The following is a 22,098-nucleotide window of genomic DNA, read 5'->3' on the forward strand; positions in this document are numbered from 1 at the left end:
CTATTTCGTATTCGCAGGCACCGCCGCAACCGGTCCGTGGGGTGTGCCCCCTTCGTAGATGCTAAACTCGGCCCAGACCGGTAGATGGTCTGATACCTCCAGGCCTTCCGCCAAGGTCAGATTGAACTGACGCAGAAAGTCGTACACGCCGTTGCGGCCGGTGTACTCGCTGGTAGCACTGCGCTGCATGAAGAGGTTATCGTACAGCTCGGTTCCCCGCGTGTTGGTCTTCACGCCACTGATCGCCCAGGTAATCCCAGGGATTGTCGCGATCTGGCCGAACTGCGATTCGTTGGCGTTGAAGTCACCCAAGAGGATTACGTCATCTTCACCGCGGGCATCGTCGCGAACCGCGCGGAAGACATCGTCCATCACGTCCATCTCTTGCTGCACTTCATCCGGATCGACATGCACGTTGACCAGGCTGAAGGTGAACGCCTGACTCGGGTCAGGTCCCCGGACACGAAACCAAGCGACGAGTGGTTCACGATGCAGGACATCCTGCGGGTCTTCAACCGTGTAGACCTGCGAACGATCGACCTGCAGGCTGGCCGTATCAAAGACGTAGGCAAACTGTTCTTTACTGTTGGTGCGACCAAGACGCGGGCCGATGACATAGTCGTAGTGGCGACCACCGGCGTTGATCATCTCGACGAAGCGCGGGATAACGCTTTGATCGGTCGAGCGAATTTCCTGGATAGCGACGACATCGAACTGACGTACGATCTCGACCAGCCGAGCCATCACTTCCGGTTTTTCCATCTTGGCGGTGCCGAAGACCTGGATATTGAACGACGCAATGCGAATCGAGTCTTGCTTCCGCGCCATCGGAGGCACGGCCACCATGGGATCATTCGTCGCTGCAGCAGGCTTGGCAGTGGTTGCATCACGCGGGACGACCACGACGTTGTCGATCCCTTCGATGCGATAGTTCTGGAAAAAGAACCAAGCGCCGGCGCCAGCGATCAAAGCCAATAGCAAGGCACTCGTCCTTCTCACCGCCAACCTCCTAACGTCCGGTTTACCTCTTGGTTTTCATGCCCGCGCGCTATACGGGGTGCGAGACAATAGCCGAAACCGGACGAGCGAATCCATACCATTTCGTGGAGAAATCATTGTCGATCGTGCTATCAATGCCTATCTTGAAGGGTGACTTTTCACCTTGTCATAGGAGCACGGTGGTTTGCGCGGGAGTGCTATCATTGCGAGTCTGCTTGGGCTGATGTGGCTGCCGCTTTGCGCCCACGCCCAGGTCGTGCAGCTTGCCAATGGGGGGCAACTGGAAGCCGCCGTGAATCACGACTCGGAAGTAGCTGCCAGCGGCCACGTCGAATTGGTCGTCGAAGGGGTCGGCTCGGTCGTGCTGGCCAGTCACCAGGTGCAGCAGGTCGAATCGCCGAAAGTGACCGAAGACGAGTACTTCGACTACGCAGCGAACTTCACCGACACGGTTGGCGACCAATGGAAACTGGCCAAGTGGTGTCAGCACCAGGGGTTGCAGCTTCCCTTTGAGCGTCATGCGCATCGGGTGCTCGAGCTTGATCCGAATTACCTGCCGGCTCGCAAAGCCCTTGGTTACGAACGCCGAGACGGCCGATGGGTGAGCCGCGAAGAGATCATGACCGAGCGCGGCTATATTCGCTATGAAGGTCGCTGGATGACGGTGCAGCAGGCCGCACTCCAGGTCGCCCAAGAGCGACAGGAACAAAAGCTGATCGACTGGAAAGTCCGTCTGCGTCGCTGGCGACAACAACTGGGCCGATCGTCGGCACCCGAAGTTCAGATCGACCTCAATACATTGGACGATCCCGATGCGATTCCCGGACTGATTCAGCTTCTGGGTGATGAACTCGATCAAGATCTCGCGTTTGCTTATCTCGAAACGCTTGGCCGTATCAACAGTCCGGCGGCTCGCTCCTTCTTGATGGAAAACGCGGTCTTCCAGAACAACCCCATCTACCGCGAGAAGTGCCTGCAGGAAGTGTTGGCCCAGCGCGACCCGCAGATGGTCGAGTTCTTTGCCAATCATCTGAAAAGCTACGACAACACGATCGTGAATCGAGCCGCCTACGTCCTGGCTGAGCTCGATTACCCGACGGCCGTGTTTCCGCTGGCAGGGGCCCTGCAAACGCAGCACCTGGCCTCGCATTCGTCGCGGTACACCTACTTCTACACGTCGCTGGCCCCGGAGAAGCGATTTGATATCGAAGGACCGAAAGCTTCGTATCGGATGCTAACGCTGGCCGAGTTTCTGGGGCGAAGTCGAAACGCCTACGATATCGTCCGGGTCCAGAATCAAGGGGTCCACCAAGCACTACGGCAGCTTTGTGATGGACAAGACTTCGGCTACAACCCGGACGCTTGGAAGGAATGGTACCAACAGGTCCATGCGCCGAAATCTCCGACGATTCGCCTAGCTCGGGAACAGTAGCTACTGCGCAGCGAGCGCAATCAGATCAGATTGTCGTGAATGGGAATCAAAGTTTCGTCGTAGATTCCTCTCAACGACGGGTCGGTCCATTTTCCCGCGAGTGATCCGTCTTTCTTGATTTTGTACGAGACAACTCCAATGGCCACGCCATTGGGGGTTTTCACCATCCAAGCAACGCTCAGGCGGTCTTCGTCAACGAATCCAATGCCGGAATACTTCGTTTTGCCGACGACCCAGTCGATCTTGTATCCCTTGTTCACCTTCTTAATCAGGACCTCGCCTGTGTACTGGGCTCCTTGGTCCGATGTTCCGATACAGCGATATCGGCCCGATAGATCGAGCTCCCCCTGATCGGCATAAGTAGCACTAGCAAAAAGAGTTACAACGAAGACCAGAGCAACAGACAAGCGATACATCGGGCACTACCTTTCGGTAAGACTCGGGCAATTTCGAGAAGACTCTCTAATGCACTTTACCACCCGCAGGCCTTGAGAAAAGCAATTTCGTCGAGAATGCCCGGCCGATCAGCCTTCCACGGCGTGCTCTTGCAGGTCTTCCAGGTCGATGAACTCGAGCGTCGAGATGTGAGTCGACTCGAGAACAACGGACGGCGCGACGCCTGCTTCCATCGCTTCTTTCCACCGCAAAGCGCATAAACACCAGCGGTTACCGGGTTTAAGGCCAGGGAAACCGAACTCGGGATGGGGTGTTGAGAGGTCGTTTCCGACGCTTTTGGAGAACTCCAGGAACTCGGCAGTCACTTGGCTGCAGACAATGTGCAGCCCCACGTCTTCGGCCCCGGTGTGGCAGCATCCGTCGCGAAAGAAGCCGGTCAGGGGGTCATGGCTGCAATCTTGCAGGTCGGTTCCGAGGACATTTTTCGCCATGACTTCTGCTGCCTTGAGATAGAGTGTAAGTAGGGCACTTACCGTGTGGTACGCGGTCATCTTAACATGACCTCCTCTGTCGCAAGTCCCCACCGCCCGGGAACTTACCCCAAATGGGCGGGACCGTGCTCAAAACTTGCAATCTGGGAGCAGGCGAACTACCATACCGGTGAGCCGTGGTCCTATTTCAGGGACGATAACAATGGCCTGATGCCCTCACTGCAAGGGGCAAAAGGTTCTCTTCAAGGACGAAGGACAGGTTGTCAGTGATTCAGCTGAATCAATGGGAACCAAGAGATCCATTTTCCCACGAGCACGTCCACTTCCCAACAAATCTCATGAACTTAGCGCCCCTCGAGCGCGGCCAACCGATCGGTACCAGGGAGTTTATATTGATGACGAGGAACGTTATCGCCTGCGGGCTACTGTCCTGCCTGAGCCTGCTTCTGACTGCATGTGCGACCCAAGAGGCAGCGGCGCAAGACACCGTTCTCATCGATCTGTATGGTCGCGGTGTGCACGCTTACAACCGAGGCGACTACCTGGAGGCGGAAAAGCTTCTGGATGCCGTCATTGCCGAAGGCACTTCGGATCCCCGTGCTTACTACTTCCTGGGTCTGACCAACTACAAACTTGGTAACGATGACGAGGCGAAAGCCGACTTCACCAAGGGTGCTGAGTTGGAACTCGACCGCAGCCAAGTCTATCCAGTCGGCAAGGCACTCGAACGCGTCCAGGGTTCCGAGCGTCTGATGTTGGAAGACTACCGCAACAAGGTTCGGACCGAGGTCTACCTGAAGAAGAAAGAACGTCAACGAGCACGTTACGAAGAGCTTAAGCGAGCTGAGGACGAAGTTTTGCGAAATCGTCAACAGCGTGCTTCGACGCAGCCGGTCGTACCTGTTCCGTCGGAAGACGAAACCGATCCATTCGGCTCGCCTGGTGCCGCGACCACTCCGATGACGCCTGCTCCGATTCCTCAGCCTAGTCCAATCGAACCAGAAGTAACCGAAGATCCATTCGGTGGAACTTCGCCTCCGGGATCGCCTACCAATCCTGCACCGGCCAGCCCGATGGCTGCACCGACCGATACGGCTGACCCATTCGGTGCCGCTCCGACGACGCCGACCGACGATCCGTTCGGTGCCGCACCGATGCCGGAGATGACCCAGCCAGCGGCCGATCCGTTTGGTGCCGCTCCGGCTCCTTCGGCCACGACTCCTAGCGACGACCCATTCGGCGCTGCCCCAACTACACCGAATGACGATCCGTTTGGTGCCGTCCCTGCTCCGACAGCGCCCGCTGCGGATCCATTCGGCGCCGCTCCGATGCCAGAAATGACCGAAGACCCATTCGGTGGAACGTCGCCTCCAGGTTCGGCCACGAATCCTGCACCGGCCAGCCCGACCGAAGCACCCACCGATTTCGCGGAACCCTTCGGAGCTGCACCGGCTCCTGGTGCTGGGACCGACGGCAAACCGAATCCGGTTTCCGCCGCTTTTGGTGCTCTGGGTAGTGCGTTGATTCCGAGTGTGAAAGTTCCTTCCGTGCCTGGCATGGGACCTCCTTCCGGAGAATCAACACCTGGCGCGATGCCAGCTGACGACGATCCATTTGGTGGTCAACCCGCTCCGGGAGCTGACCCATTCGGTGCCGACCCAAGCATGAACGAACAACCGTTTGGTGTTCCTTCCGCCGCTCCATCGAACACGGTTCCCAGTGACGATCCGTTCGGTGCTGAACCAGTCCCAGAAATGATTGAAGATCCATTCGGTGGAACGTCGCCTCCAGGATCGCCCACGAATCCTGCACCGGCCAGCCCGACCGAAGCACCCACCAATACCGATCCGTTCGGAGCAGCGCCTCCCGCAGGTAACGATCCCTTCGGAGCCCCTCCGGCAACCGAGCCAGCTGCGGATCCTTTCGGCGAAGCTCCGGTTCCCAAACCGATGACTGAGCCCAGCGACGATCCTTTTGGCGCCGCTCCAGCTCCTGCCCCATCGAACGATCCGTTCGGTGCGAGCGAACCAGCTGCCGATCCTTTCGGTAACTAGAAACAACTTGGACGAGACAACTTGATCTCGCACACGCGGAACTTCGGTTGCGTTTTTCCTTGACGCACCGTCGTTCCGTTTCGGACAATAAGTCCGAACCTTATCCCGCCCCACCCTGCCGCCGTCAGAGGCGGTCTTGCCAAAACGACAAGGAACCCACCTGATGGTGCGCTCTTCAGTGCTGATTGGTCTCGCGCTCGTCTGTTGTCTAACCTCGCAGGCTCTTGCTGCCCCGCAGATTGATATCGCCTCGCTTCGCGGTCTAACGATCGGGCAAACAACACGTCTGACCCTTCGCGGCAAGCAGCTGGGGCCTAACCCGGAAGTGAAGCTCGACTTCCCGGCAGCGGCGATTCGCATCTTGCCTGAGTCCAACGCCGAACGATTGGAACTCGAGATCGATCTAGCAGCCGAGGTCCAGCCGAAGCATGGTCACCTGCGGGTTGCTTCCGCGACAGGAATCAGCGCACCGATTACGCTCGGAATCGACCAACTCCCCGAGGCCGTCTTCAGCGAGAAGATCGAATCCCTTCCGATCGCACTCAGCGGGAACCTATCCGGCTCGCAGCTTTTATCGACCACCTTCAGCGGCAAAGCAGGTCAGCTGGTGATTGCGGAGGTCGAAGCCCAACGCCTGGGAAGCAAACTACAGCCGCTGGTTAGCATTGTCGATCAGCGTGGCACGCAGCTGGCCTATTCCTCACGTGAAGTCACCCTGCAAGGCGATGCCCGCGTCGAAGTCAAACTACCGGCCGATGGTATCTACACAATCCGGCTGCAAGACGCCCTCTTTAAAGGAACTGCACCGGGGCACTTTCGTTTGAAGGTCGGGCAGTTCGAGTACACCGATCTGGAATTACCACTGGCGGTAAGCTCCTGGCGAATCAAACATGGGTTCGGAGGTGAAGGGGAAGAATTTGGGGAACGGCACGGGTTCGACAACCCAAACCCAGGTTTCGAATTGCCTAAGCATAACGTCTACGTCAGTGGTATTCCCGAGGCGACCATCTGGCCGGATGATAACTCTCTCGAGGACTCCATTTGGGCCGCACCGATCGGTATCAATAGCGTTCTTTCTGAACCTAAAGAGAAGGACGCATTTCTCATCGATGTGACCCCCGGCACGAAGTACCGAGCGGAAGTCTTTGCCCAGCGGCTCCATTCCCCAGTCGATGCCGTGCTGGAAATTCGCAAGCCCGATGGCGGCATGCTGGCCAGCTCGGACGACCAAGGGAACACGCCAGATCCGGCCGCTACATTTGATGTTCCCAAAGGGGTGAACCAAGTGAGTGTTTCCGTGCACGATGTCACGCGTGCTGGCGGTCCGCTGCACTTGTATCGCATCGCGGTCACCCCGGCAAATCACGCCGACTTTCATGTGCACATCCCGAGTCCGGCCATCAACATCCCTGCCGGCGGAAGCGCGGTGATGGAAGTCATCGCTCAGCGACGCGGATTCGGGGGACCAATCGCGTTGGCCTTCCCGCAACTGCCGGAAGGCGTTCAAGTCTCGCTCAACGAAATTCCCGCTGGCGCGGATCGAGCACTGGTGACCTTCACGGCTTCGGCCGAAGCGAAGCAGTCTGCTGTCGTTCCGGTCATGGGAAAAGCCAAAGCGAAAGAGCAGGAAGTTTTGCGCGTCGCTGCCGTAGGCACCGACGCTGGCGGATTTGGGTTGGTAGCTTCCGAAGAGAACCTCGGCATCGGCATCCTTCAAAATCCAAAGCTAACGCTGGCCTATGGTGTTACCCCAGCACCTACCGCCCTGGCCCTGGGGCAACCGATATCGCTGGCCGTGAAGGTCCAGCGCGGTGAAGGCCAGACAGGACCGGTTCGGTTTTCGCTCGTCACCTCGCAGGTAATTCCCCAGGACAAAGGGAAGCCTGATATGTCGAAGGCGATCAAGCTGGAAGGCAACCCGATCCTCGCTGCCGATCAATCGGAAATGACGCTTGTGCTAACGGCTCCCCAAGAGCTGAAAGACATTGCCTGGGACGTTGCCGTGAAGGGTGAGCTTCTGTCGGATGACAAAAAGCAAGTCAAAGCGTCGGCCACGACACAGGCAGCTCGCATGACGATGGGCTCGCCTATCTTTTTGGCCCTGACCGGCGAATCGATCGTGCGGCTGAAGGGGAAGATCTCTCGGGCAGGCGGTTTCAAAGAAGCCGTCACGATTGTGACCGAAGGGCTTCCCAAGGAAGCAAAAGCGGCTCCCGTCGAGGTTGCGGCCGATAAATCGGACTTCGTTGTGGAAATCACGCTGCCGCCTGGGATCCAAGCAAAGCAGCTGGCGGGCGTGAAATTAGTCGCCAAAACGAAGCGTAACGGGGAAGATGCCACCAGTAATTCGGTGGCCATAAAGTTGGAAACCGGCACGAAATAACTTTCGCCCCTCTCTGGACGGGAAATTGCGGGATTGGGCTCAATTGGGCCGGTAAACGATCTCTATCCTGCCTATACTAAGTGATTCGTCGGCACCCCCCGCCTTTGATTCAGGGTGCTACGTTCACAATACGAGCACGCTTAGCCCCTAATGATTGAGCGGCTCGTTCGCGATGGGTATTCGATTTCAAGAGAGACAAACCGTATGCACAAGTTTGCTTTGACCTTGGCCGTGGCAGCTACCATGGTTGTGTCCGCGTCAGCCGCAGAAGTGGTTGGCATCAGCCCCAACAAACCCGAGTCGGGACCATACGTGAAGATCGATAGCGGCTTCATGGTTCCCTACGAAATCACGATCCCCGGTACCGAAGCCAAGCTGAAGATGATTCCGATTCCAGGCGGCACGTTCAAGCTGGGCAGCCCTGAATCCGAAGCTGGTCATACAGCAGCTGAAGCTCCTCAGATCGAAGTGGAAGTTCCTCCGTTCTGGATGGCTGAACACGAAACGACCTGGAAGCAGTACAAGCCGTACATGGAACTGTACGAGTCCTTCAAGGAATTCCAGGCTGGTGGCGTTCGTGCCGTGACCGATGAAAACCGCATCGACGCGATCACCGCCCCTACTCCGCTTTATGAACCGAGCTTCACCTACGAGCACGGCGAAGATCCAGAACTGCCAGCGGCAACCATGACGAACTACGCAGCTCGTCAGTACACCAAGTGGCTTAGTGGCGTCACTGGTAACCAGTACCGCCTGCCAAGTGAAGCTGAATGGGAATACGCCGCTTTGGGTGGGGCCGACACGGCTTACCACTTTGGTGATGACCCAGCCAAGCTGGAAGAGTATGCCTGGTTCGTCGATAACTCGGACGAAGAACCTCACCTGGTTAAGGGCAAGAAGCCGAATCAGTATGGCCTGTACGACATGCACGGCAACATGTGGGAATGGGTTCTCGATCAGTACAGCGAAGAAGGTTTCGCTCGCCTGGAAGGTAAGAAGCTCAAAGCCCTCGACACGGTTGCCTGGCCGAACGAACCAGAACCGTTGATGGTCAAAGGTGGCGGCTGGGATGACGACGCCGAGCACGTTCGTGCTGCCGCGAAGATGGGTAGCGAGGACGAAGACTGGAAAGAAGAAGACCCCAACATTCCGCTGAGCCCATGGTGGTTCACCAGCTATCCATCGACGATGGTTGGGTTCCGCGTGATTCGTCCATTGGAAGAACTGCCCAAGAAGGAAGCGGCCAAGTTCTATGTGCCTGAAATCGAGTTCCTGAATCTCGATGTCAGCGACCGTCTGCTCGAAGGACGTGGTGTCCTCGGCCTGGTCGATCCGGAATTGCCGGCTGCTCTGAAGGAAGACAAGTAAGCTTCCTGATCAATGAATCCACAAGCCCTCTTCCACTTAGTGAAAGAGGGCTTTTTTGTGGTTCGATTAATACTTGAACTGGTTCACTAGCGTGTGCAGCGTGGTGGCCAGTCCCGATAGATCTCGACCGGCTGCCTTGGCTTGATCGGCACTTCCGGCCGTCTGCTTCGATTGCTCGTCCACGCGAGTGATATTCTGAGCGATCTCGCGGCTGGCAGTGGCCGATTCGGTGAGACCCAGCGAAATGGCTTCTGCTGAGGTTGCCGTCTCGTTCACGTTCGAGGCCACACCTTCGATCGTCGAGCTTTGCTTTTCCATCGAAGTCGCAATCAGCTGCGAGAACTGATTGACGTTGGTGATCGCATCGGCCATATTCCGAATCGCATGCACGGCGTGACCGGTTGAAGATTGAATCTCTTCGATCCGGGCCCGAATGTCTTCGGTCGCTTCGGCCGTCTGGCGAGCCAGGGCCTTCACCTCGGTTGCCACCACGGCAAAACCCTTGCCAGCCTCGCCGGCTCGGGCAGCTTCAATCGTCGCGTTCAACGCCAACAGGTTGGTCTGTTCGGCAATGTCTTGAATGGTGATCGTCACCTTGCCAATCGATTCGGCCAACGAATCCAAATGGCTGATCCGCTGATTTCCTTCTTCCGCCGTTTTCGTCGCATCCGAAGCGATATTGGCTGCTTGATCGGCATTTCGCACGACTTCGCCATTGCTCTCGCTCATCTCCGCGGCCGCCTCGGCCACCTTGCGGATGCGCTGCGTCATCTCTTCGGTCTGGGCGGCCATGCGGTTGATGTTGACCGACATCTCTTCCGAAGCCGCAGCCACGGCCGCCGACTGGGTTGTCGAATCGGCCGCTCCCGAAGCCAGCTCGGTCGCCGTTTGCGTCAGCGAACCGGAAGACGCGGTTAACGTGGTCGCGTTCTCGGCAATCTGAGTCACGATCCCCCGCACCTTGTCGGCAAAGCGATTAAAGTACTCGGCCAGTTCACCCAGTTCGTCATTGCTCTTAACGTTCAGCTTCTTCGTCAGGTCGCCATCTCCTTCGGCAATATCCCTCAGCAGGTTCACAGCCTGGCGAATCGGTTTCGAGACACGTCCAGCCATCAGCCAAAGAACACCCAAAGCGATCACCGACGAGATACCGCCGATGATGATCTGCCATAGCATCAAGCCGTTGGCTGCCGCCTGCGTTTGAGCTGTCGGCACCGAAACGACAACGCCCCACGTGGTCGCCGAATTGCCCAGCGTCACTGGCTGAACGGCTTCCAACTGATTATCGACGTAACCACAAACCGTTTCTCGCTCGGCGATGCTGGTAAGTTTTTCGGTCGACTCGATCAGCGTACCGCGAAGCTCGGTCTGCTTCGAGTCAGCAACGATGACCCCATCACCAGAAACAATCATCGATCGGCCTGCACCGTCGTACAGATCAAGCTGCTCAACCGTTTGCTGGAGGCTATCCAAGCGGATGTCCGCGCCAACGACGCCGTAGAACTGATCGCCAACGACAATCGGCACCACCACACGTGCGACCAGAAGCTGATCGTCACCTTTGTTTGCCCAGTGTGGGCGGGTAATGATTTCCTGACGCCCATCACGAGCAACTTGATAAAAGTCACTCATTCCAGCGTCTTCATGCGAACGCGTCTGCTCGTCGTAGCCGGTGAGGGCCTCGACCAACAGCTTGCCGTCCTCGCCACGGTGCACCAGTGGCAGGAAGCGGCCTGTTTCGTCATGTCCTTCGACCCCTTCGTAGGCAGCGTCCATCTGATCGAAAGCATCAGGTTCCCAGCAGGTAAACAGACCGACGACTTGGGGATTCTCTTTGACAATGATCTTGAGAATACCAGAGGCCGAATCGCGATCGAGATCCAGCTCGACCGCTTCGTCCTTCACCGAAGTAAACGTTTGCGCTAGGCTTCGTACCAGGCTGATGGTTTCGTCGATGTCCCCTTGGACCCGGAAACTTTGTTCCTGTGCGACGCCGCGAACCTGCTCTTGAGCAGTCTTCGCTGCGGTCGATCGAATCTTGATGGCCGAGTATCCGCAGACGATCGTCATCGTCGTCAACAAACAAACGCCTGCCCAGAGCGTGAATTTCGTTTGAATGGTACTGCTACGCATGTGTCTGACCTGTGAGTCGTTATAAAAGTTTCGTTGTGTACGAATGCTGATATGGAAAGCGAGTAAGCCGTGTTAGTTCTCTAAGCGAACGACTTTCCCGTCGCGGAATTGCGTGAGAAACACTTCATCCATGCCTTGATGATCATCGGAACCAAAGGTGACCGTGATGCCACCCAGGTCAATCGCTCCCGAAGCGTCGACCGCATCGACAAACGATTCACGCGTCAACTCACCATCAACGCGTTTGACAACTTCATGAAACAGCTTGCCGGCCAGGTAGCCTTCAAGACTGACGAACCCGATCTCTTCGGATCGCCCAGCGTTCTGCATCGCTTTTTGAAATTCGTTGACGACGGGAATGGAAGTATCCCAAGGGAACGGCACCACCTGCGAGACAAGGCAGCCCTCGCTGGCGTCGCCCAGGTTGGCCAGTAGGGCTTCCGTTCCGACGAACGAGATGTTGCAAAAGAGTGTCTTGTCGAAGTCGGCATGCTTCTTGGCCTGCTTGATGAACATGGCACACGGCATGTTGGCTCCGACCATCACGACCGCATCGGGCCGCTGCTTGGCGATATCGTTCAAGCCGGTCGCAATGGCAACCGTGTTTCGTTCGTAGGTACCTGTACCCACCAGCTCCATACCGCGACGCTCGAGCGCCTGCACGATACCTGCCAGGCCGGCCTGGCCATATCCATCGTTCTGATAGAAGCAAGCGATCCGCTTGAGCGCTTGCTTATCGACCAGGTACTCGGCCAGCAGTTCCATCTCTTGGAAGTAGCTGCCGCGGAGATTGATCACGTATCGTCGATAAGGGCTTCGCAGAAACTCGGCCCCGGTGAAGGGGGCGACAAACGGTACCTGGTGCTCTTCACAAACCGGCACGGTGACTTTGGCTGTTGGCGTTCCCACGCCGCCGATCATCAGGAAGATATCCTTCTTCTCGATGAGCATCCGCGTGGCCATCTCGCTTTTCTTTGGCTCGTAACCATCGTTGATGGTCGTCAGCTTGATGTGCTTGCCGTCGATGCCACCCTGTTGATTGAGCTGCTGAAAGTAGACCTCCAGCCCGCTTCGCATGCCGCGACCGAGCGCCTTCGCCGGCCCCTTAGTGGCACAGGCCTGCCCCAGGTGGATTTCGGAAGGGCTGATCCCGTCGGTCGCGTTTACCGCGTTACCAACGGTCAATACCAAGACCAGCCCGATGACCAATGGCCGCAATCCCATTACTTCTGCCCCTTAATGAAATGCCTGGGCTCTGGCCGAGCCCCATGAATTGGATTTGAATTCGGAAAAACATAGATTGAGGAAAGTGCACCATGTAGGGCGTCTATTCAAACATTCCTCGCGGATCCCCCCATCCCAACGGGGTCGCATTCCAAAGATTCCGCCTGAATCGATAAGAAGGTTTAGATCTCTGGACAATCTCAGAAGAAATAGGGGCAGGCTCGCTGATTTGACGCGGTAACCCGTAGCAACCACAATAGTTGGCATTCCTTTTGGCTCGCCCGATTCGGGCATTCGCGCACGAGCCGTGGTTGAATCTCGTTAAACCACCTCCCCTTCCCACCGGCTTGTATGGAGATCTCTATGACCCACTGTTTTCGGTACTCTACCGCCCTGTTTCTGGTCGCCATGTCGATCGTCCCTTGGCTCGACCGTCGTGCCCAGGCAGCCGAAAAGGCGGCTGCCAAACAACCGAACATCGTTTTCATGATGTCGGACGATCATGCATTCCAGGCGATCTCGGCCTATCCAGGTGCGATCAACCAGACTCCCAACATCGATCGCATCGCCAAAGAGGGCATGCGTTTCGATCATTGCTACGTAACCAACAGCATCTGCGGCCCAGCTCGGGCGGTGATCCTCACGGGCAAGTACAGTCACCTGAACGGCTTCTACGACAACAAAACTCCTCGCTTCGACGGAAGCCAGCTGACGTTCCCCAAGCTGTTGCAGAAAGCGGGTTACCAGACGGCCATGATCGGCAAGTGGCATCTGGGATCGGAACCGACCGGCTTCGATTACTTCAACGTCCTCAAGGGTCAGGGTCCCTACTACAACCCACAGATGCGGACTTCGGATGGTCCTAAAAAGTACGAGGGGCACACCAGCGAAATCATCACCGACATCGCCATGGAGTGGCTGCAAGAGAAACGCGATCCCAACAAGCCGTTTCTGCTGATGTACCAACACAAAGCCCCTCACCGCAACTGGATGCCGGCTCCGAAGTACTTGAGCAAGTACGACGATGTCACCTTCGAAGAGCCAGCCAACATGTGGGACGACTATAAGAATCGTGCCAGTGGTGCCCGCGACCAGGACATGACCATCTCGAAGACGATGAACAATTACGATCTCAAGATTGCGACGCAGCGTGGCCTGACGCCTGAGCAGCGAGCCGTCTGGGACGCCGCCTACGGTCCGAAGAACAAGGCCTTCGAAGAAGCCAAGCTGGAAGGCAAAGAACTGACGCGTTGGAAGTTCCAGCGTTACATCAAAGACTACCTCCGCTGCATCGACTCGGTCGACGAAGGGGTTGGCCAGGTATTGGACTACTTGGATGAAACGGGCCTGACCGAAAACACGCTGGTCATTTACAGCTCGGACCAAGGTTTCTACTTGGGCGAACACGGTTGGTTTGACAAGCGTTGGATGTACGAAGAATCGTTCCGCACGCCGCTGTTGGTTCGTTGGCCTGGCCACGTTAAGCCTGGCACCGTCAGCGACGCGCTCGTGATGAATCTCGACTTCCCCGAAACGATGCTCGCCGCCGCTGGCGTCGATATCCCCGCCGGCATGCAAGGCCTCAGCCTGTTGCCGATCTTTCAAGACGACGGCAAGACGCCTAAGGATTGGCCGCGCAAGGAACTGTACTACCACTATTACGAGTTCCCTGGTGCTCATAGCGTGCCACGGCACTACGGTGTGTTCGACGGCCGCTACAAGTTGATTTACTACTATCAACTGGACGAATGGGAGCTGTTCGATCTTCAGGAAGATCCAAGCGAAATGAATAGCGTCTATGGCAAGGCCGACTACGCCGACGTGCAGTCCAAGATGCACGAGAAGCTGAAAGAGCAGCGAGCCAAGTACCAAGACGACACGCCGCGTAAGGGCGAAAAGTACTAGACGCGAGCTTGATTAACATTTAAGTAAGTGGCTACTTCCCAATGGGACGTAGCCACTTTTTTTTGCTTTCGACGAGAGAGACATGGGCAATTCGATCGAGCGATCATGGACTTCGTTTGTGGATGCCGTGGGGCAACACGTTCCCAACATCCAGGAACGCGTTCTGCCGAGGCACTCCTTTGCGCTGACTCGCGAGTGGCAAAAGGAGTTCGAGTTCTTTCCAACACAGCTGGCCGAGTTCTACCAACTGACAGACGGCCTTCGACTTTCCGGGTATCTACCCGATGTCTATTCCGAGACCAAGGAACTCACCTTCTCGATCATCCCGGCCGAAGAGATGGCCGGCTTTTACATGGACCGAATGGAACAATCGCAAATGCTCGATGAGCCGGGCATTCTTGTTCTGACGCCCCTGTGGTTTCGAGTGCTTCGCGGCGCGATGTGGGATACCGACGTCTGGCAGGATTCCTGGTTTCCGTTTGCCTGGGATGGTGGCGGCGACCTTCACTTCATCAGCGCCCTCTGGCCACATAACGTCTTTCAGTACAATCACGAGCTCCGCGGAGTGAAGCGAATTGCTCGCACGCTTCCGGGATACTTCCGCTTCGCCGAAAAGATCATTCGCCGTGGAGATGAAATACCGTTAGACCTCGAAACGCAGTGATGCGATTTGACGTGCGCGCATAAAAAAACCTGGCTGGGTTTCCCCAACCAGGCTTTTTGTATTCACGCTGTCTTCGCTTGGCTTAGCGAGCCGAAGCCAGGCGACGGCGAGCTGGAACGAAGGTCATGGTGTCAGCCGGAACTGGAGCCGGTGGCATCATGTCAGCTTCGGTCGGAGCAGCTTCAGCTGGAGCGGAGTAGGTAGCACCACAACCGCAAGCCGAACCGCACGAATCGCAACCGCTGTCGCAACCGCAACCGGTGTCGCAACCGCAACCGCAGCTGCTCTTGCAGCAGCTAACGCAGAACAAGCGAGCGATGGCGTCCTTCAGCGGGGTGCAGCTCTTCTTGCAGCCACACTTGCCAGCGAACAGGCTGCAGCTCTTCTTGCAGCACGAACCGCAAGCTGGAGCGCCACAGGTTGGTTCGCAACCGCAAGCTTCAGGAGCAGCACAGCTTGGTTCGCAACCGCAACCGCTGTCGCAACCACAAGCTTCTGGAGCGGCACACGATGGTTCGCAACCGCAACCGCTGTCGCAACCGCAAGCTTCAGGTGCACAGCACGAAGCTTCTGGAGCGCCACAACCACAGCTCGAACCACAGCTCTTCTTGCAGCAAGACTTCTTGCAGCAGAACAGGTTGTTCAGAGCGTCCTTCAGCGGAGTGCAGCACTTCTTCTTGCAGCAGCTGGTAGCACAGCCACAAGCGGAAGGAGCGGCACAGGTAGCTTCAGGTGCACAGCACGAAGCTTCAGGGGCACAACCGCAAGCTTCAGGAGCAGCACAGGATGGTTCGCATCCGCAAGCTTCTGGAGCACAGCAGGTTGGTTCCGGAGCACAGCAAGTAGCTGCAACCGGAGCACAGCAGGTCGGCTTTGGCATGCAGCAGCGCGGCTTAGGCGAGCAGCATTTCGGTGTTTGACAGCAGGACGTATCGCAACCGCAGCCGGTTCCCAGCATTTGGTTCAGAAGTCCCGCGGCATTCGCCTGGCTACACACAAACGCGAGCACCAGCGTTGCCAAAAGAGTGTTCCATTTCATCGAGTCATTTCTCCTTCTGAGTGGTGACTTCCAGATTCCAATATTCTTTTTCGCCAGGCCGGCGCTCTCGTGAACAATCACGGTATGCGACTACCACGCCGCGATTGCTCGCACCTCTGGGGCTGTCCATATGGCGGGTTGGACAACAAAGCCTCGGAAGTTTGAGCGTGTAGTCGAACCTGTTGAACAAAGCTTCTCGGTTTCTTTCGTCTCCACAGTCCTCTGTCTAAGTTCCGTCGAGCCAATCCTTGACCCGAATGTTCCCCATCGAAACTTGACAGCCCCTCGTGATCCGCCAGAGGGAATTCCGTTTTGTAGACACCTCGTGCAGGTATGTCTGGAAATCGGTATCGGCGGATTGACTAGGCAGGCTTGATCGCTCAGAACCAATTTCAGCTACTTGGTTTACATCTTCGATTGCACGAAGTTTTCCCGCCACGAAAGACAGGCAAACCTTAACGATTATTCACGCGAGCCAGTCGTTACAGCTTGCCGCGCAAGCCCGAAAGGTCGCCGCTAATCGCTACAGCTTAACGCGGTGCTATCGGTGGCCCCTCATCCACGTGGGAGGTAGAATATGCGGTATAACGCATCTAAATTCTTACTTTCAGTCAGCACCTACCGGAGGCAACATGTCCTCAACCCCGTCAACCAAGGGATATGAAGTCGTCGATTTCGCCAACATCCCTGGTGTCCCTTGTCCATGTGGAACCGCCAAGCGCGGTCTGGCCGATGTTGAAGACTACCCAGGCACGATTCACGTCACCGAGATCTCGACCGATGCCAAAGTTCACTACCACAAAACGCTGACCGAGACCTACTTCTTCCTGGAATGTGGCGAAGACGCCCAGATGCAGCTCGATGGCGAAATCATTCCTGTTCATCCCGGAATGTGCATCATGATTCGCCCTGGTACCCGGCATCGAGCCCTGGGGAAGATGAAGATTGTGAACATCGTCTATCCCAAGTTCGACCCCGCAGACGAATGGTTCGATTGATCGCTGCTCGTGGCCGCTAGTTGTTGGCTGAAAAGGATTTAGCCACAGAGCCCGCAGAGCACACCGAGAAAGGATGCTGACCTTATCTCAAGGGAACCACTGCTGGACGAACTCGCAGTGGCATGCGTTTCAGGTTCTTTTGTCACATATTCGCCCTATTTCTGGCTCGCTTCCCTCCGTGGTCCCTGTGTCCTCTGTGGCTTGTTTCCCCCCCAAAAATCCCGCTAGCAGCCGCACGTTTTTCCTCCCTCACCTGGCCTATGCGACCAGGAGATTCCTTGCATACACGTTTAAACAGGTATAAGCTTGAAGCTGCGTCACGACCTTCCCCCCAACGATTTAGAGATCCCTATGTTCCGGCCCTATGCACTTCGGCTCCATCCAACGGTGGCCTCGGCAACGTTGGTTTTCATGCTTTCGCTGACCCTCCTTGCTATTGGCTGCACGCCACCTCCCACCGGGCGACCGTCCACCAACAACACAACGCTCAATCCAAATCCCAACACAACGGTTCCTAGTTCAGCCGTGACTTCCCCGGCAAAGCTGCCTGGTCCCGATGAAGTCCCCGCAGAAGAAACGAAAGAAGCCGTTGCCGAGTCGAACGTAACTCCGGCCGAAACCAGTGAAAACCTGACTCCGGTTGTCACGCCTGACGAAAAGCCTGGCAAGACACTGGTCGACACCGTCGAGACCACACCTGCCAAGCCAAGCGAAGAGCTGACACCTCCTACCGTGACCGAAACGCCTGCCGATGCAGCGATGAAGGAAGAAGCGGCGAAAGAGGAAGTCAAAGCTGAAGCAGCTGCCGAAGAAGAAAAGCCTGCTCCTAAGGAAATGACCAAAGAGGAAGCTCCTGCCAAGGAAGCTCCCGCGGAAGAGGCGAAGGAAGAACCCGTCGCTGAAGTTGCTTCCGCCAAGAAGACCACCACCGCCGCTTCGGCCAGCGAAAGCCAAGCCGACCCGCAAGACTGGCTCTACTGGCGTGGCCCTGAGTTCAACGGCATCAGCCGCGCAACCGGCCTGCCGGAAAGCTGGGACCCAGAAGGCGGCGAAGGCAGTAACGTCTTGTGGAAGCGAGACGATCTCGGAACCCGCAGCACGCCTGTGGTCATGAACGGCAAGCTCTTCATGCTCGCCTCCGCCGAACAAGGCACCTCTCGTGAAGGGGAACGCGTGGTCTGTGTCGACGCCAAGACGGGCGACACGATCTGGGAAAACCGCTTCAACGTTTATCTCTCGGACGTCCCAGTCGAACGTGTTGGTTGGTCTGCGGTCACCGCTGATCCTGAAACGAACACGGTCTTCGCGTTGGGTGTTGCCGGCCACTTCCAATGTATCGATGCCGATACGGGCAAGACGGTTTGGCTTCGTAAGATGCATGAAGAGTTCGGCCTGCTGACGACCTACGGTGGTCGAACCAACTTCCCCTTGGTCTACGAAGACCTGGTGATCATCAGCGGGATTGTGATCGGCTGGGGCGACATGGCCAAGCCAGCTCACCGCTTCCTGGGGATGAACAAGGAAACGGGCGAAGTCGTCTGGTTCACCGAAACGACTCCCCTGCCCTACGACACGACCTACAGTGCCCCGAGCATCAAGATCGTCAACGGTATTCCACAGTACGTGATCGGTGCTGGTGACGGTAAGATCTGGAGCATTCAACCTCGCACCGGCCAGCACAACTGGAGCTTCGCATTCGCCGCTCGCGGTTTGTACGGCACCCCGATCATTGAAGGCGATACCGTCTTCATGGCCCAGGGTGAAGAAAACGTCCAACCGAAGGAAGTCGACGGCCAGATCGTCATCGACGTCGACAACACCATGGGTGCCGTCGTCTCGGTCGACGCGACCAAGTCCGGCGACATCTCAGTCACGGGACAAAACTGGAAGGTTGTCGAACTCAACGGTAACCGCAGTGCTCCGCTTTACGTCAACGACAAGTTGTATGTGATCGACGACCGAGCCAAGCTGTTCGTGCTGGATCCGAAGACCGGCGAAGAGCTCTTCAAGAAGACGCCTCTGGGCACCAAGATGTTTGCCTCGCCGCTGTACGCCGACGGCAAGATCTACACCATCACCGAGAATGGCCGCTACTACGTGCTGGGCATTCAAGAGGATGGTAGTGTCGACATCCTGACCAAGGGACGTTTGCCAGAAGGGGACGCACTCGGTTCGCCGATTTGTGCTCACGGACGTATCTACTTCCCCACGACCACCGCCCTGTACTGCGTTGGCAACGAAGCCAAGGAAACCGGCTTCAGTGGCCTGCCAGAGCAGCCAAAAGAAGATCCCGTTTCCGACGACCCAGAACCGGCTCACGCCCAAGTGATTCCAGCCGAAACGCTGATCTATCCTGGGGACGCAGTCGATTATCGCGTCAAGCTGTTCAACTCGCGCGGTCAGTTCGTAAAGGACGCCGAGAAGGTTGAGTTCAGTGTTGAAGGCCCTGCCAAGATCGACGAAGCCGGCAAGCTAACGGCCAATGAAGACGCAGGCCATGCTCCGGCCTACGTCACGGCCAAGGCCGACGGTTTGACAGGCAATGCCCGCTTGCGAATCGTTCCGCCGCTGCCATGGAGCTTCGACTTTGAAGGTATCGCAATTAACGAGATGACCGGCAAAGGCGAACCGCCGATCACTTGGGTTGGTGCCCGCTATCGTCACGTTGTGCGTGAGGTAGATGGCAACAAGGTCATGGTGAAAATCACCACGATTCCTAAGGGAACGCGAAGCCAAGGCTGGATGGGCCACTCGGATCTGCATGACTACACGATCGAAGCCGACGTGATGGGTCACGAGAAAGATGGCCAACTTCCCGATATCGGTGTCACCGCCCAGGGCTATATCTTCATGCTGATGGGCAACGAGTCGAAGGCCCGTGCTTTGACCTGGATTACTCAGCAGCGGATCGCCAAAGACGTGGACTTCACCCTGGAACCAGGCGTCTGGTACCACATGAAGTTCAAAGTGTCGAATCAGGATGACGGCACCGTCAAAGCCCAAGGTAAGGCCTGGAAGAAGGACGAAGCGGAACCGGAAGCGTGGATGGTCGAGATCGTCGACAGTGTCCCCAACACGTCCGGTAGCCCAGGTCTCTTCGGAAATGCGAAAACTGGGGAAATCTTCCTGGACAATATCACGGTGACTCCGAATAGTTAACTGTCGGACTCCCGCCTCAATTCCTCCCTCATATCACTCAATTCACGTACGAGCATAGAACCAATGAAATCGACGTATGCTTATCTAGCTATCGTGGGCTCGGCCTGCGTTGGCATGACGATCGCAGGCCTCTTGCCGGAAGAGCGTGCTATCGCTCAGGACGAAGTGGCCAAGGCCGAAATTACCAAGGATTGGCCGCAATGGGGTGGCGATTCCAAGCGAAACAACACTCCCTCTGCCACGAACATCCCCACCATTTGGGATATCGGTGGCTTCGATCGCCAGACCGGTGAGTGGCAAAAAGACGACGCCGAAAACATCAAGTGGGTTGCCGCTTTGGGTAGCCAGTCGTACGGCAACCCGGTAGTCGCCGACGGCAAGATCTTTGTTGGCACCAATAACGGTAACGGTTACATCGATCGCTATCCGTCCAAGGTCGACCTGGGCTGCCTGGTTTGTTTCGACGAAGCGACCGGCGAATTCCTGTGGCAACACTCCAGTGAAAAGCTGCCTACCGGCCGCGTCCACGACTGGCCGCTGCAAGGTGTCTGCTGTGCTCCTTACATCGAAGGCAAGAAGCTGTGGTTTGTCACCAGCCGCGGTGAAGTCCGCTGCCTCGATACCGAAGGCTTCCGCGACGGCGAAAACAACGGTCCTTACAAGGACGAAGAGTTCACCGGCGACAAAGAAGCCGACGTCATTTGGGTCTTCGACATGATGAAGGACCTGGGCGTTTCGCAGCACAACATGTGCAGCTGCTCGGTAACCTGTCTGGGTGACATTCTGTTCGTGAACACTTCCAACGGTGTCGACGAGTCGCACATCGTGATTCCTTCGACGGGTGCCCCTAGCTTCATCGCCATGGACAAGAACACCGGCGAAGTTTACTGGACCGACAAGTCGCCTGGTAACAACATCCTGCACGGTCAATGGTCGAGCCCAACGGTTGCGGAACTGGGTGGCGTTCCCCAAGTGATCTTCGCTGGCGGCGACGGCTGGGTTTATTCCTTCAAGGCCGACAAGGGAACCGACGGCAAGCCAGAACTGCTCTGGAAGTTCGACGGCAACCCGAAGACCTCGAAGTGGGTTCTCGGCGGTCGCGGTACGCGTAACAACATCATCGCTACCCCGGTTATCTACGATCAAAAGGTCTACGTGGCCGTCGGTCAGGACCCGGAACACGGTGAAGGCGAAGGTCACCTCTGGTGCCTGGATCCCACCAAGCGTGGTGATGTCAGCTCGGAACTGGCCATGAAGATCGAAGGCAGCCAGCGTGTGCCGATCGAACATCGCCGCATTCAAGCCGTGATCGAAGAAGAAGGCGACGTGGCCGTTCCTAATCCGAACAGCGCCGTGATCTGGCACTACTCGACCTTCGATCAAGACGAAGACGGCAAGATCGAATTCGAGGAAACGATGCACCGCAGCATCGGTACCTGCACGATCAAAGACGACATCCTCTACATCGCTGACTTCAGCGGTCTGCTGCACTGCCTGAACGCCCAGACCGGCAAGCCGAACTGGACGTACGATATGTTCGCCGCAGCCTGGGGCTCGGCCTTGATTGTGAACGATCACGTCTACATCGGTGACGAAGACGGCGACGTGGCGGTCTTCAAGCTGTCGGCCGATCCGGATGACGCCGAACCGCTCGAAGAGATCAACATGGGCAACTCGGTCTACTCGACCCCAATCGTTGCCAATGGTGTGTTGTACATCGCCAACAAGACGCACCTCTTCGCAATCACCGAGGGTGGCGAGTAACCTCACCGCCTGACACTGCATCAAAGACGCGGGAGTGACCACTTGGCGCTCCCGCGTTTTTTTATTGTTCGAGCAAGAGACAGAGGAAC

At 56.8% G+C, this 22,098-nt stretch carries 15 protein-coding genes; 9 read left to right on the plus strand and 6 right to left on the minus strand.

Going from position 1 to position 22,098, the window contains the following annotated elements:
• Positions 1 to 999: an endonuclease/exonuclease/phosphatase family protein gene (locus PSR63_RS10180; RefSeq protein WP_274332962.1), complete on the minus strand. Its 999-nt coding sequence runs from the start codon at positions 997 to 999 to the stop codon at positions 1 to 3.
• Between the two features lie 184 nt (positions 1,000 to 1,183).
• On the opposite strand from PSR63_RS10180, the gene PSR63_RS10185 reads away from it, so the two are divergent.
• The gene (locus PSR63_RS10185; RefSeq protein ID WP_274332963.1) at positions 1,184 to 2,431 is read left to right on the plus strand and encodes a HEAT repeat domain-containing protein; all 1,248 of its coding nucleotides are present in this window, start codon (positions 1,184 to 1,186) and stop codon (positions 2,429 to 2,431) included.
• 20 nt (positions 2,432 to 2,451) lie between these two features.
• On the opposite strand, the gene PSR63_RS10190 is transcribed toward PSR63_RS10185, so the two are convergent.
• Both PSR63_RS10190 and PSR63_RS10195 read right to left on the minus strand, forming a co-directional pair.
• Positions 2,452 to 2,847, minus strand: a complete 396-nt coding sequence (locus tag PSR63_RS10190; protein WP_274332964.1) for a hypothetical protein — start codon at positions 2,845 to 2,847, stop codon at positions 2,452 to 2,454.
• 108 nt (positions 2,848 to 2,955) lie between these two features.
• Positions 2,956 to 3,378 carry a DUF2237 family protein gene (locus tag PSR63_RS10195; RefSeq protein ID WP_274332965.1) on the minus strand — a complete coding sequence of 141 codons (423 nt, stop codon included), beginning with the start codon at positions 3,376 to 3,378 and terminating at the stop codon, positions 2,956 to 2,958.
• Between the two features lie 335 nt (positions 3,379 to 3,713).
• Here PSR63_RS10195 and PSR63_RS10200 point away from each other — a divergent pair, with 335 nt between their 5' ends.
• From PSR63_RS10200 to PSR63_RS10210, 3 genes are all read left to right on the plus strand, one after another.
• Complete coding sequence (locus PSR63_RS10200) at positions 3,714 to 5,372, plus strand: tetratricopeptide repeat protein (RefSeq protein WP_274332967.1); 1,659 nt, start codon at positions 3,714 to 3,716, stop codon at positions 5,370 to 5,372.
• Between the two features lie 163 nt (positions 5,373 to 5,535).
• Complete coding sequence (locus tag PSR63_RS10205) at positions 5,536 to 7,755, plus strand: hypothetical protein (RefSeq protein WP_274332968.1); 2,220 nt, start codon at positions 5,536 to 5,538, stop codon at positions 7,753 to 7,755.
• Positions 7,756 to 7,959: 204 nt separating this feature from the next.
• Positions 7,960 to 9,123, plus strand: coding sequence for a formylglycine-generating enzyme family protein (locus tag PSR63_RS10210; RefSeq protein WP_274332970.1), 1,164 nt, complete (start codon positions 7,960 to 7,962; stop codon positions 9,121 to 9,123).
• Positions 9,124 to 9,189: 66 nt separating this feature from the next.
• Here the strand turns inward: PSR63_RS10210 and PSR63_RS10215 are convergent, their stop codons facing one another.
• Both PSR63_RS10215 and PSR63_RS10220 read right to left on the minus strand, forming a co-directional pair.
• Positions 9,190 to 11,256, minus strand: coding sequence for a methyl-accepting chemotaxis protein (locus PSR63_RS10215; RefSeq protein ID WP_274332971.1), 2,067 nt, complete (start codon positions 11,254 to 11,256; stop codon positions 9,190 to 9,192).
• A 72-nt stretch (positions 11,257 to 11,328) separates the two neighbouring features.
• Positions 11,329 to 12,480 carry an ABC transporter substrate-binding protein gene (locus PSR63_RS10220; RefSeq protein ID WP_274332972.1) on the minus strand — a complete coding sequence of 384 codons (1,152 nt, stop codon included), beginning with the start codon at positions 12,478 to 12,480 and terminating at the stop codon, positions 11,329 to 11,331.
• A 363-nt stretch (positions 12,481 to 12,843) separates the two neighbouring features.
• Between PSR63_RS10220 and PSR63_RS10225 the strand changes: the two genes are divergently transcribed.
• Positions 12,844 to 14,385, plus strand: a complete 1,542-nt coding sequence (locus tag PSR63_RS10225) for a sulfatase family protein (RefSeq protein WP_274332973.1) — start codon at positions 12,844 to 12,846, stop codon at positions 14,383 to 14,385.
• Positions 14,386 to 14,467: 82 nt separating this feature from the next.
• Positions 14,468 to 15,049: a hypothetical protein gene (locus tag PSR63_RS10230; RefSeq protein WP_274332975.1), complete on the plus strand. Its 582-nt coding sequence runs from the start codon at positions 14,468 to 14,470 to the stop codon at positions 15,047 to 15,049.
• Positions 15,050 to 15,131: 82 nt separating this feature from the next.
• Here PSR63_RS10230 and PSR63_RS10235 read toward each other — a convergent pair whose 3' ends face one another.
• The gene (locus PSR63_RS10235) at positions 15,132 to 16,088 is read right to left on the minus strand and encodes a hypothetical protein (RefSeq protein ID WP_274332976.1); all 957 of its coding nucleotides are present in this window, start codon (positions 16,086 to 16,088) and stop codon (positions 15,132 to 15,134) included.
• A gap of 632 nt (positions 16,089 to 16,720) precedes the next feature.
• Between PSR63_RS10235 and PSR63_RS10240 the strand changes: the two genes are divergently transcribed.
• From PSR63_RS10240 to PSR63_RS10250, 3 genes are all read left to right on the plus strand, one after another.
• On the plus strand, positions 16,721 to 17,086 hold the full coding sequence (locus PSR63_RS10240) for a cupin domain-containing protein (RefSeq protein WP_274332977.1): 366 nt from the start codon (positions 16,721 to 16,723) through the stop codon (positions 17,084 to 17,086).
• A 411-nt stretch (positions 17,087 to 17,497) separates the two neighbouring features.
• Positions 17,498 to 20,245: an outer membrane protein assembly factor BamB family protein gene (locus tag PSR63_RS10245; protein ID WP_274332978.1), complete on the plus strand. Its 2,748-nt coding sequence runs from the start codon at positions 17,498 to 17,500 to the stop codon at positions 20,243 to 20,245.
• Between the two features lie 63 nt (positions 20,246 to 20,308).
• The gene (locus PSR63_RS10250; protein ID WP_274332979.1) at positions 20,309 to 22,009 is read left to right on the plus strand and encodes an outer membrane protein assembly factor BamB family protein; all 1,701 of its coding nucleotides are present in this window, start codon (positions 20,309 to 20,311) and stop codon (positions 22,007 to 22,009) included.
• The last annotated feature ends 89 nt before the right edge of the window (positions 22,010 to 22,098 follow it).

It is taken from the genome of Bremerella sp. P1, from assembly GCF_028748185.1.
GTDB lineage: Bacteria > Planctomycetota > Planctomycetia > Pirellulales > Pirellulaceae > Bremerella.